The organism is uncultured Anaerococcus sp., assembly GCF_963512375.1.
Taxonomy (GTDB): domain Bacteria; phylum Bacillota; class Clostridia; order Tissierellales; family Peptoniphilaceae; genus Anaerococcus.
This window is the reverse complement of record NZ_CAUPMI010000016.1, coordinates 1-11,945: the sequence shown is the minus strand read 5'-3', so window position 1 is coordinate 11,945 and position 11,945 is coordinate 1. Positions and strand designations below refer to the sequence as shown.

9 protein-coding genes, 2 tRNA genes and 1 pseudogene are annotated in these 11,945 nt (G+C 35.6%); all 12 read right to left on the bottom strand.

From position 1 onward, the window contains the following. Nucleotides 1-46 precede the first annotated feature (46 nt). Nucleotides 47-721, bottom strand: coding sequence for a DUF6873 family GME fold protein (locus tag RRB46_RS07555; RefSeq protein WP_311538067.1), 675 nt, complete (start codon nucleotides 719-721; stop codon nucleotides 47-49). Between the two features lie 43 nt (nucleotides 722-764). Next, nucleotides 765-838 (bottom strand) — tRNA-Cys (locus RRB46_RS07550). Between the two features lie 11 nt (nucleotides 839-849). After that, nucleotides 850-924 (bottom strand) — tRNA-Gly (locus RRB46_RS07545). Nucleotides 925-1,111: 187 nt separating this feature from the next. Next, the gene (locus tag RRB46_RS07540) at nucleotides 1,112-2,455 is read right to left on the bottom strand and encodes an MATE family efflux transporter (protein ID WP_297688150.1); all 1,344 of its coding nucleotides are present in this window, start codon (nucleotides 2,453-2,455) and stop codon (nucleotides 1,112-1,114) included. A 105-nt stretch (nucleotides 2,456-2,560) separates the two neighbouring features. After that, nucleotides 2,561-4,483 carry an ABC transporter permease gene (locus RRB46_RS07535; protein ID WP_311538066.1) on the bottom strand — a complete coding sequence of 641 codons (1,923 nt, stop codon included), beginning with the start codon at nucleotides 4,481-4,483 and terminating at the stop codon, nucleotides 2,561-2,563. After that, nucleotides 4,470-5,228, bottom strand: a complete 759-nt coding sequence (locus RRB46_RS07530; protein WP_311538065.1) for an ABC transporter ATP-binding protein — start codon at nucleotides 5,226-5,228, stop codon at nucleotides 4,470-4,472. Before RRB46_RS07530 ends, RRB46_RS07535 begins: the two co-directional genes overlap by 14 nt. 80 nt (nucleotides 5,229-5,308) lie before the next feature. Beyond that, a complete protein-coding gene (locus RRB46_RS07525) occupies nucleotides 5,309-6,256 on the bottom strand; it encodes a sensor histidine kinase (RefSeq protein WP_311538064.1) in 948 nt (315 codons plus the stop codon). Beyond that, nucleotides 6,249-6,917: a response regulator transcription factor gene (locus tag RRB46_RS07520; protein ID WP_297688158.1), complete on the bottom strand. Its 669-nt coding sequence runs from the start codon at nucleotides 6,915-6,917 to the stop codon at nucleotides 6,249-6,251. The genes RRB46_RS07525 and RRB46_RS07520 overlap by 8 nt, the downstream gene beginning before the upstream one ends. A 62-nt stretch (nucleotides 6,918-6,979) precedes the next feature. Continuing rightward, nucleotides 6,980-8,848, bottom strand: a complete 1,869-nt coding sequence (locus RRB46_RS07515) for an ABC transporter ATP-binding protein (RefSeq protein ID WP_311538063.1) — start codon at nucleotides 8,846-8,848, stop codon at nucleotides 6,980-6,982. Then, the gene (locus tag RRB46_RS07510) at nucleotides 8,841-10,604 is read right to left on the bottom strand and encodes an ABC transporter ATP-binding protein (protein ID WP_311538062.1); all 1,764 of its coding nucleotides are present in this window, start codon (nucleotides 10,602-10,604) and stop codon (nucleotides 8,841-8,843) included. The genes RRB46_RS07515 and RRB46_RS07510 overlap by 8 nt, the downstream gene beginning before the upstream one ends. After that, complete coding sequence (locus RRB46_RS07505; protein WP_311538061.1) at nucleotides 10,604-11,044, bottom strand: helix-turn-helix domain-containing protein; 441 nt, start codon at nucleotides 11,042-11,044, stop codon at nucleotides 10,604-10,606. The genes RRB46_RS07510 and RRB46_RS07505 overlap by 1 nt, the downstream gene beginning before the upstream one ends. Before the next feature lie 306 nt (nucleotides 11,045-11,350). Continuing rightward, nucleotides 11,351-11,945: pseudogene (locus RRB46_RS07500) on the bottom strand (hypothetical protein); the annotation flags it as partial.

Genomic DNA, 11,945 nt, shown 5'->3' with positions numbered 1-11,945 from the left:
TTTGTCTTGTTACTACAATACATTATACGATTAATAAGATTTTCTGCTATAGGCAAATTAATGACCCGTAGTCTATTAAATCAAGGTCTGGATAGATAAGATCTATCTTATGCTTATCGCAAATTTCTTTTATTTTGAAAAAAGCCTTATGCTTACTGATATCCCCTGTAAAAATTAAATTATTGTTAATAAGTCCACAACACCCTCCCAAAAAGCCCTGGTCAAAGCCATCAAGGACAATTTCATCCTGATCTACTAAGTCAATATTTATTTCATCTTTTAAAGCCTTATAAATCCCAAAATCTGCTGTGATCAGAGATTCTCTTAGGGGAATGATTGAACATCTACAGTAGCCTTGCTTCACTTTTAGATGCTTTATCTCATTTTCTTTAAAATATTTTTTTATGTGACTTTCTGTAAAATCATTGTGGATATAATAATCTTTAAATCTTACCACATTATAAATAGCATCATGAGGATATTTTACTGATGGGTCTTCTCCTTTTATTAGGTTGTATCCATTGATCTTTTCCTTATAATAATCATAAACAGACTCTGCTATTACAATATTTTTATCATCTAGCTTAAATAAGGATAGGTCTGGATGATCATCTATCCTTGGATCTAATTTAGGATTTGGAGTGGTTAAGATAAATTCTATATCATTTGCTTTTAAAAATACCTTAAATTCTTCGCTTGCCTTATAGGAAATAATTAACATAATAATCCTTTCAATAAAAAAATCCCCATTACTGGGGATGATTTGGAGGCGCCACCCAGATTTGAACTGGGGGTAAAGGTGTTGCAGACCTCTGCCTTACCACTTGGCTATGGCGCCATAATAAAAAATGGAGCGGATGACGAGATTCGAACTCGCGACCCTCGCCTTGGCAAGGCGATGCTCTACCACTGAGCCACATCCGCATACATATATTATAACATAAATTTTTAATTTGTAAAGAATTTTTTTAAAAAAATCTTTATTTTTCATCTAATCACTTCTAATCTCTCAGCGACTACTCTTATATTATAAGATAATTTTTCTTCCTTGTCAAGTAATAATAAAATTTTTTTTGCTGCAAGCTTCCAAGAGAAAAGACTAGGAGAATTCCTATTTTAGTCTCCTAGCCTTTTCGCTTAATTTTTTTAATTCTTTTAACTCAAGTCTTGTCAAGAAATACCCGATAATTAGGGTTATAAAGTCTGAAATTGTAATGGTTGACCAGATACATTCTTTCGGCATGAAGTTAACAATTAAAAAGCTAACAGCTAGAACCAAGGCATAACCCCTTAGGATTGTAATTATAAATTCAAATCTTGGCTTGGCTACAGCTGTGAGATAGCCACCATTTGTTATATTAAATCCTAGGATTAAGAAGGATATAGAAAATATCCTAAGAGCCTTGCTTGCAAAGGCCATAAATTCGCTTGTTACATCTGTCAAAAAGACATTTACAAAAAATTCCGGCCAAATTTCGATTGCCAAAACCATAATAAGTGACAAACTTGCCACAGATATTAGCATATATTTCCTAAGAATAGGTATCTTATCAAATTCCCTTGCCCCATAATAATAGCCTATAAGTGGCTGGCTTGATTGGTTTATGGCAAGCATGGTATTTACCACAAAAATCATAACATAGGCAATTACTGAAAAGGCTGCAAGCCCTTCTTCCCCATAAAGCCTTGCTACTGCTAGATTTAATACTAGGGTACAAAATCCTGATGAAAGCTCTGACAAGGATGCTGGAAAGCCGTAAGAAAATATTTCCTTGACCATAAAAGCCTTTAGTTTAAATTTCCTAAATTTAAGATAAGACTTAGGAGATAAAAAATAAGCTAGATAGCCAATAGTAGGGATAGTCTGAGCAAGACCTGTCGCTACAGCAGCTCCCTTAAGTCCCCAATGAAATTTAAAAATAAATATATAGTCAAGGGTAACATTGGTTAAGGCTGACATAAGCATGAGAATTGTGGTAATAGATGGTCTGCCATCAGCCTTTACCATTATCTCAAAGACATAGGAAGTCAGATAAAAGGGCAAGAAATAAATAATAATTGATAGATATTCCTTGACCATATAAACCATATGACCGCTTGCTCCCAGGGCCCTTACCAGGGGATTTATAAAAATAAGACCTACTAGAGATAGGGAAATGGCAAAGATTACAGAAATTGTCATGCCAAGGCTGAAAAATTCATCAGCCCCCTTTTTATTGTCCCTTCCCTTCTCGTGGGCAATCAAATTTAAAGATCCAATAGATATCAATATTGCAAAGGCAAAGGCAAGGGTCACAAAAGGCATAGAAATATTTACAGCTGCCAAGCCCTCAGATCCAACACCCCTACCAACAAAAATACCATCCACCATAGTGTAGGTTGAAAATAAGGTCATGGTCGTGATGGTCGGGATTAAATATTTTAAATAACTCTTTAATAACGATTTTTCTTTCATTTATACTCCTTAAGATACATATAATATTACTCCAAGCCCCTCTTTGGTCAAGAAAATACTTAAAATAAAGATTCAAATAAAAAATCGACTCATAGAGCCGAAATTTTATGAGATTAACTTGTAATATTCCCTGCTGCTTAATTTGTAATAAATAAGATACAAAAGGGCAAAAATTATAAAACCTATTATAAAGGAAGTAACCTTTATAGATTCATTGACAGATCCTAGCATTACAAATATTTTTGAAATCATCCTAAAGGCAAAGGCCACATGGATGCCTGCAACTATCAAAGGCAAGAAGAAAAATACCAGAACCTGCTTATCTATAGTTTTTTTAATTTTTTCTTCGCCAATGCCAAGTTTTCTTAGGCTTTGATATTTATTTTTATCAGCAAAGCCCTCTTGGATTTGCTTGTAGTAAATTATTAGGCCAGTTGCAACCATAAAAATTAAGCCAAGAAAGATTCCAACAAAAAATATTGCCCCATAGAGTTTGTAGCCTTCCAAAACAAAATCATCATGAAAGCCTATGCCAAACTCATTTTGAATATCCTTAATTTTTTCCTTAAAAATCGCCATATCCTCATCGCTTAGGTCAAAATTATAGACATGAACTATTTTATTTTCATCTATGCTTAATTTTTCATCTAAATTTCTGACTACTAGATAATAAAAATCAAACATGTAGGACACTATCGATGTATTTCCAGAATTTTTATATGGAAAATCTTTAATATCTGACTTTTTCCTTAATTTTTGGCCATTTATATCAAGTTCTGAAAGATCAGCCAACTTAGGAGCTTTATAGAGTAAAAACTCTCCATCTTTTAAATTCGAAGCTTCTGCTATTGATTCGTCTAAGACTTCTACCAGTATTCCCATAGCCTTATCATCCATTGCATTTGGATTTTTAAAGGCATAGCCTTCTCTCATGGCCTTAAAGGTATCTCCATTTTTTTCAAAGGCAAGAGGCATATTTTTGTAATCTTGAATATTTCTTGCCTCTAGATTATTGTCTTTGATAATTTTTTTAACCTGGTCTATAGAATACTCATCAGAAGAAGCAAGGCCCACATCTCTTGGATACTGTCTAGAACCCACATCCTCAACACTCCTATAAAGACCTATGGCTGATGATAATAAAATAATAGCAGCTGTAGACATGATTGTAATTGAGGCAAGGCCCTTGGCATTTGACCTTAATCTAAAAATAAGGCTTGAAACTGAAATAAATCTTTCAGTCTTGTAATAAGATTTGGAAGCCTTCATCAATTTTAAAATCACTATGGATAGTGAAGAAAAAAGGAAAAATGTACCTATCATTACAAGGACAACTGCCAAGAAAAAGTAGGCAAGAGCCTTTAAAGGATTATTTATAGTTTGGGCTAGGAAATATCCCGAACCAAGCAAAACTATTGCGACAATTGCACTTAGGACCATACCTCTTGGCCTTTTAAAGGTCTTTTCTTCCTTAAATAAGTCTAGGATTGATTTTCTTTTTATTTTTATTATCCTGGTCAATAAAATTAGTAGGGAAATTCCTGCAAAGACTAAGAAGCTAATTATATAGGCATCTTTTGCAAAACTTAGGTAGAAATTTCCTTCCATTAGCATAAGCTTCAAAAAAATTGTTTCTAGCAATTTATATATGACTGTAGCAGATATTATACCAATTAAATATCCCAAGGCTGATATGATCAAGGATTCTAAAGCCAGAATTTTTGAAAGATGTTTTTTATCAAGTCCTAAAATCGCATAGAGGGAGATTTCCTTAAGTCTTTTATTTAATAAAAATCCATCTGAATAATATAAAAATATCAGAGAAAAAATCCCCATTACATAAATAGCAATTTTCAATATATAATAGATGCTAGACATTGCGTAAAAATCTTTTAAAGTACCGGCATTCATTAAAAGCAAGATCGAAGTCATTGAAAACACCATAAAGGCATAAATCAAAATATATGGAAGATAGACTTCTCTATTTTTTCTAATCCCATCTAGGGCAAGGCGCTTAGTAAGTTTCATTTTTAGCCGCCCTTAGGAAATTTAGTGAATCAGATATCCTCTTATAAAACTGATCTCTGCTGTCATCTGCCTTATAAATTTCATTAAAAATCTTCCCATCCCTGATAAAAAGAACTCTTTTGGCAAAGGATGCCGCTATATTTGAGTGGGTCACCATTAGGATTGTATTTCCCTCAGCATTTATTTTTTCAAAATATTTAAGCAAGTCTTCGCTAGATGATGAATCTAATTGGCCTGTAGGTTCATCTGCCAAAATTATTTTTGGATTAATAATTAAGGCTCTTGCCACAGCCACCCTTTGCTTTTGGCCACCGGATATTTCTGCCGGATATTTATTTAAAAGGTCAGCAATTCCAAGCTTTTTTATAATAGGCATAAGCTTATGATCAAAATTATCTGGATTTTCTTCCCTTAACACAAGGGGCAAAAGGATATTTTCCCTCACATCAAAATTATCTAAAAGATTAAAATCTTGAAAGATATAGCCAAAATTATCCCTCCTAAAATCTGACTTTTCCTTATCAGATAAGGATAATATTTCCTTACTATCAAGGAAAATTTGTCCGCTAGTTTCCTTATCAATAAGGGAAATGATATTTAAAAGTGTAGTCTTACCTGATCCAGACTCGCCCATAATGGCAACAAAGTCACCGTCCTCGACTTTTAAATTTACATCCTTTAGGGCAGTCACTGCGTTGGCTGTATTTTCCTTATAAATTTTTCTTAAGTTTTTTATTTCTAACATATTATCACCTCTCATAATATAATTATAAAGGCTTTATAAAAATAAGTCCCTTTGTTTATCTTACAAAGAGACCTTTTATCTTACAATTTTGTAAGCTTATCAAATTTTATGGCAATTTTTGTATAAGATCCCTCCTTGGAATCTATACTTATGGATAGGTTTAAATCCTTGCCTATTGATTTTACTAGATAAAGACCAAGACCAGTTGAAGAACCAAAAGCCCTGCCATTTTCGCCAGTATAACCCATTTCAAAGACCCTTGCCAAGTCACTCTTCTTGATGCCAATCCCATTATCCTCTATGATTAGGCTATCATCCTCAAAAAATATTTTTATCTTACCAGCATTCTTTGTATATTTTAGGGAATTATTTATAAGCTGGCTTATGATAAAGCTAAGCCACTTGGCATCTGTAATGGTCTTGTAGGATAAATCTCCCAGATCAAGGCTTATATTTTTGCTTATAAAGTCATAGGACTTATCCCTTATAATATTTTTAACCAAGGGTTCGATCATAGTTTCCTTAAAGATATAGTCATTTGTCTTTGAAGAAAATCTCACAAAGCCCAAAAGTATATCAAGATAAGCTTCCATCCTCTTGTTATTTTTAATAAGCAGGTCAATATCAGGGTTTTCCTCAGCTAGGATTAACCTATTTTCAGCCAGAGGTGTTTTTATTTCGTGAATCCAAAGGGCATAGAAATTTTTAGTTGCTTCTTCCATATCCTTATAATCGATTAAGAGGTCCTTGTATTTTTCATCCAGAAAGCTGTACTCATCTGCAATTAGCTGGGCCTTTCTGTCCAAATTTTTAGACCTTAAAATTTTTTCAAAATTATTTTCCTTTTCTTTTTGGCTATCATATAGGAGAAAAAGCAAAAGGATGAAAATATTTATAATTAACCCATAGATGATTACAAATCTTTGAAGGTCAAAGGCTAAAAATATTAGGCTGTAGATACAAGTTATTATGACAAAAAATATCAAAAGCCTTTTATTTTCTCTGATTGCGCACTTTAAATTAAACATAATAACCCTTACCAACCTTGGTTTTTATAAAATCTTTGACACCTAGGCCTTCTAGAGATTTTCTAAGCCTTGAGATATTTACCGTTAGGGTGTTGTCATCTATAAATATATCTGTCGACCAAAGGGCTGTCATTAGCTTATCCCTTGAAATGACCTTGCCAGCATTTACCATAAGGGTCTCAAGGATTTTAAATTCATTTTTGGATAGGTCGATAGACTTGCCTGCAAAGCCTGCCTGCATTGATTTTAAATCTAAGATAAGGCCATCTTTTTCAAGCTTATCAGATCCTTGCTTATAGTCATAGGTCCTTCTTAAGAGGGCCTTGACCTTGGCTGTCAAAAGTTCTGGCTCAAAGGGTTTACTCACAAAATCATCTGCCCCCATCTCCATTGCCATGATTTTATTCATGGTATCTTCCTTTGAGGATAAAAAAATTATTGGGACATTGGATATATCTCTGATTTTCCTCGTCCAGTGATAGCCATCAAAATATGGCAAGCCTATGTCCATGACTACAAGGGAAGGATTCTCTTGTTTAAAAAGATCAAAGACCCTTTCAAAATCTTCTACCAAAATTACCTCATAGCCCCATTTTTCAAAGTCTTTTTTTAAAGAGCTTGCTATTATCTGGCTGTCATCTACTATTAATATCTTAAACATAGGCCCTCCTTTATTTTATTATAACACAAAACCTCCCAATCTGAGATTGAGAGGTCAATATTTTAGTCAAGTTCTAGCCTACCTGTGTATAATTGCCAGTAGGTTCCCTTTTCTTTTATTAACTTGTCGTGGTTACCACGTTCTATTATCCTACCTGAATCCATTACCATGATTACATCAGAGTTTTGGATGGTGGATAGCCTGTGGGCTATGACTATAGAGGTTGATCCTACCATTAAGTTATCCATAGCTTCTGTTACATCTCTTTCTGTGGATGTATCTATTGATGAGGTCGCCTCATCTAAAATTAGCATTGGTGGTTCTGCAAGGGCTGCCCTTGAGATTGAAATTAATTGGTTTTGACCATCTGAAAGTGATGACCCATCGCCATTTATTTGTGTCTGGTACCTATCAGGAAGTCTCTTGATGAAGGAATCTGCTCCTGATAGCCTGGCTGATGATTTTATGTCGCTTTCGCTTGCATCTAGCCTTCCATATCTGATATTTTTCTCAATTGTGTCTGTAAATAGGTTTACATCTTGAAGAACCATTCCAAAGGCACGCCTTAAGTGGTCTTTTTTGATATCTTTAGTGTCTATCCCATCTACTTCTATAGAACCATTGTCTATTTCATAAAATCTGGTGATGACATTGGTTATGGTTGTCTTACCAGCTCCGGTTGAGCCTACAAAGGCGATTTTTTCACCTGGATCTGCGTAGAAGGAAATGTCCTTTAGGATTTGGTTTTTGCCATCATAGGAGAAGTCTACATTTTTAAATTCTAGCCTACCCTCAAGCATCTTGTAGTGTTTCTTCTCTCCATCATCCCACATCCAGGCATAGCGACCTGTTAGCTTGTCAGATTCTTCTATTGTACCATCTGCCTTTTGGTAGGCATTTACTAGCTCTATAAAGCCAGTGTCTTTTTCTATTGGCATGTCAATTATTTCAAAAATCCTATCAGCACCTGCCATGGCTTGGAAGACCATGTTGGCCTGTTGGCTGACATTTACTATTGGGTTTTGGATTTGTCTGATATTTGATAAAAATGCTGCAAGAACACCTACTGTTAGGTCTCCCTGGATAGTGAAATATACACCCAGAACAGTAATTGCCGCATAGAGGATATTTACCATATTTATTAAAAATGGCATCATCCTACCTGCATAGGTATTGGCCCTAGCAAAGGCTGACCTTACATTTTCACTTCTTTGGTAAAAATCATCAAAGGCCTTCTCTTCCCTAGAAAATACCTTTACTACCTTTTGACCAGATAGGGTCTCTTCTGAAAATCCATGAAGGGTTGAAACATTGGCCTGGCCCTCGCCGAAGCTTTTGGCTGACTTAATAACTATCTTTGATAGGATTGGAATCATAACCAAGAGGCCTAAAAATAGGGTAAAAGTCAACCCAAAGCTTAACTTAAACATGACAAGTATTGTACCTGTAAACATGATTGTCGCCCTAACAATGGTTGGAACTGTGTTTGCAAGTGCCTGACTTAGGACGTCTGTGTCGTTGGTAAATCTTGACATGATCTCGCCGTGTTGGTTGGAGTCAAAGAAATTTATTGGCATTTTTTGAATTTTTTCAAATAATTCTTCCCTTATATTTCTTATTGACCTTTCCCCTATCCTTACCATAAGTCTTGAATAGATAAAGGATGTGGCTGCTGATACAAAATAAATCCCACCCATTTGTAGGCAGGCTATCTTTAGCCCATCTAAATCTGCCTTTAGGATGTAAGAGTCAATGATAGGCTTAAGCATATTTACTCCCCAAATTTGAGTAAGGGCTGATACTATTACGCAGACTACTATCAGAAACATCTGCCACTTATATTCAAAAAGGTAGGATAAAAGCCTAGCTATTGATGAAAATGATATGCTACGTCTATATGATTTGCCATTCATCTTGTGACTATTATTCATTAGCTCCACCTCCTTGTTGTTGGATATCATAGGTATCCCTATAGGTCTTGTTACTTGCGTAAAGCTCTTCGTGGCTGCCTATAGCTTCAATCTTTCCTTCACTCATCACTATAATCCTATCAACATATTTAAAGGAAGATACCCTTTGAGATATGATAATCTTTGTAAGGTCCTTATTAAACTTGTTGATACCATCGATGATCGCTGATTCTGTCTTGGTATCTACTGCTGAAGTAGAGTTGTCAAGGATTAGAATCTTAGGATTTTTAAGAAGGGCTCTGGCAATGGTTAGCCTTTGTCTTTGGCCACCAGATACACCGACTCCGCCTTGGCCAAGTACTGAATCATAACCATCGTGGCGTTCCTTCACAAAGCCATCAGCTTGGGCAATCTTGCTTGCCTCAATAATCTCTCCTAGATTTGCATGCTCATCTCCCCATCTTAGGTTATCTGCAATTGATCCTGAAAATAGGGTGTTTTTCTGAAGAACTATTGCTACATCATCTCTTAGAGTCTTAAGGTCATATTCTTTAACATCATGGCCACCTACCTTAAGTGAGCCGCAAGAAATATCATAAAGTCTTGGAATAAGCTGAACTAGGGTTGATTTTGATGAACCAGTTGATCCCAAAATTCCTACAGACTCACCACTTTTTATGTGAAGATTTACATCTTCTAATTGGTATTGGTCAGAATCTTTTTCATATTTAAAGCATACATCTGTAAAGTCAATTGACCCATCTTCTAGTTTTAGGCCTTCGATTTTTTGACTATTATCCATTGATGGCTTTCTGTCAATAACTTCTACAACCCTGGTAATGCCAGGAGAAGCTCCCATAAAGGTAGTAAGAACCATAGACATGCCAATAAAGGCACCTAGAAGCATGGTCGCATACATATTAAAGGAAACCAAGTCGCCTACCCCAAGTCTGCCTTCTATTATCTCAATTCCACCAAAGTAGGTGATGGCAACAAAGGTTGCAAATAAGATTACATTGGCAATTGGGAATAGGTAGGACATTGGTCCTTGAGATCCGTCTGCGTATTCAAACATCTTTTCATTTTGAACCATAAACTTGTCAATTTCGTATCTTTTCCTTACAAAGGCCTTGATAACCCTTGAATTGTTAAGATTTTCTTCTATGACTAGATTTAATTTATCATATTGAAATCTCGCCTTCCTAAACTTAGGTATAGCAAAGCTTGCAAGGCCCATAAGCATGGCAAATAAAATTGGCACAGCCACTAAAAATATCAAAGATAATTTAAGTGATGCATTTAGGGCCAAGACAAAGGAAACTACAGCCATTGCCACAGTCTTAATAACAAATCTTGTCGACATAAACATGGACATAGCTATTTGCTGAACATCTGATGATAGCCTTGTTAGTAGGGATGGGACCCCAAAATAATCTATATCCTCAAAAGAAAATTTTTGAATATTTTCAAATTGAGCTAGACGGGCATTGTGACCCATGCCTGATGATGAAATTCCAGCGTTTTTTGTAGCCTTCATCCCAAAAAACATGGTCAAAAGAGCTGCTATAACCATCATAATTCCATACTTTATAGCCATAGCTAAGTCCTTGCCGGCAACAGCATTATTAAGGGTAAGGGCCATTAGGTATGGGATAAGTAGCTCAAGTATGGTCTCTAAAATCGTAAAAATCCTAGAAAGATTTCGATTTTTCTTGTACTCTCCCAGGTATTTCTTGATATAAGAAAAGGACCTGTTAAATTCTTTTATAGATTCCATTAATCCTCCTTTTTCAAATCTTCCTTGATTGTGCTAATCAAAAGCTTAAGAGCACTACTTATCTCTCTAAGCTTCTCATCGCCCAATCTCTCTTTCATTCTAACATTTGATTCATTGATTGGTTTTAACCTTTCATCCCTATTTTTCTTGCCCTTTTCTGTAAGCCTTAGGATTCTGATTCTCTTGTCAATTTCATCCGGGATTAGATCTATTAGACCATCCTCCTTTAGATTTTTGATGATGTTGTTGACTGTTTGCTTGGGAGCACTCAGCCTTTCAGATATATCCTTTTGGGTAGGATTTTCCATAAAGCCTATATGGATAAGGATGATAGTCTCAAGGTCATTTAAGCCATAGACTTTTGCCCTCTCCTTATTTAGGCCATTGGCACATCTTAGCAAAGAAAAAATAGAGAATATGGGATCTTGTTCAAAATTCATACTCCCTCTTTCTCTAAAGTAAATAAACAATTTTTATTTATCTATAGATATTATAGTACTATTTGGGACTAAGTCAAGGAAGTTTTTATCTTTTCTTATAAAAGAACGACTGCCTTTAAGGTCATTTTCTTATATCGTTTGTACAAATAAATTGAGCAAGAATATCATGGATTTATAATTAAAAATATAAAATTTTTATAATATGTGGACCACTTTTTGCTTATAAGTGGGGACAATTTTTTGGTTGGTATTTACTTTTTGGCAAGGAAAAAGACCGCAAGCTAAGGCCTACGATCTTTTTTAGACTTATTCGTCTTCTTTCTTATCTCTTGTTACAAATAATCCGACACTTGAAGCTGCCATTATTCCTAGGTAGATATCTAGATTTGTAAAGATACCTGTCCTTGGGTTGAAGGCTTTCTTGACAAGTGATTTTGTACTGTCTACTCCTGTCTTGACAGTTTTCTCTACAGATTCGACAACTTTCTTGGCTGTATTTTCAATTGTCTTTCCTGGCTTCTTATTTGTTTCACGAGCTTGTTTGTTTCCACTTTCCTTACCTGGCTCACCCTCAGGTTTTTCCCCTGGATTTTCAGGAGTCTTGCTTGGATTATCGCCTGGCTCTTCGCCTGGTTTTTCAGGATCTTCACCTGGCTTATCCTCAGGGTCCTTACCTGGTTTTTCAGGGTCTTCGCCTGGCTTATCGCTTGGTTCTTCACCTGGTTTTTCAGGGTCCATACCTGGCTTGTCGCTTGGTTCTTCGCCTGGTTTCTCAGGGTCCTTACCTGGTTTGTCACTAGGTTCCTCGCCTGGTTCTGGAGTCTCACCTGGATTTGGCTCTGGATTTGGTTCTGGAGTCTCACCTGGATTTGGCTCTGGATTTGGTTCTGGAGTCTCACCT

Excerpts from the sequence above, each read along its gene's own strand:
- RRB46_RS07530 (WP_311538065.1), bottom strand. The coding sequence starts at position 5,228 with ATGTTAGAAATAAAAAACTTAAGAAAAATTTATAAGGAAAATACAGCC.
- RRB46_RS07525 (WP_311538064.1), bottom strand. The coding sequence starts at position 6,256 with ATGTTTAATTTAAAGTGCGCAATCAGAGAAAATAAAAGGCTTTTGATA.
- RRB46_RS07535 (WP_311538066.1), bottom strand. The coding sequence starts at position 4,483 with ATGAAACTTACTAAGCGCCTTGCCCTAGATGGGATTAGAAAAAATAGA.
- RRB46_RS07515 (WP_311538063.1), bottom strand. The coding sequence starts at position 8,848 with ATGAATAATAGTCACAAGATGAATGGCAAATCATATAGACGTAGCATA.
- RRB46_RS07510 (WP_311538062.1), bottom strand. The coding sequence starts at position 10,604 with ATGGAATCTATAAAAGAATTTAACAGGTCCTTTTCTTATATCAAGAAA.
- RRB46_RS07505 (WP_311538061.1), bottom strand. The coding sequence starts at position 11,044 with ATGAATTTTGAACAAGATCCCATATTCTCTATTTTTTCTTTGCTAAGA.
- RRB46_RS07555 (WP_311538067.1), bottom strand. The coding sequence starts at position 721 with ATGTTAATTATTTCCTATAAGGCAAGCGAAGAATTTAAGGTATTTTTA.
- RRB46_RS07520 (WP_297688158.1), bottom strand. The coding sequence starts at position 6,917 with ATGTTTAAGATATTAATAGTAGATGACAGCCAGATAATAGCAAGCTCT.
- RRB46_RS07540 (WP_297688150.1), bottom strand. The coding sequence starts at position 2,455 with ATGAAAGAAAAATCGTTATTAAAGAGTTATTTAAAATATTTAATCCCG.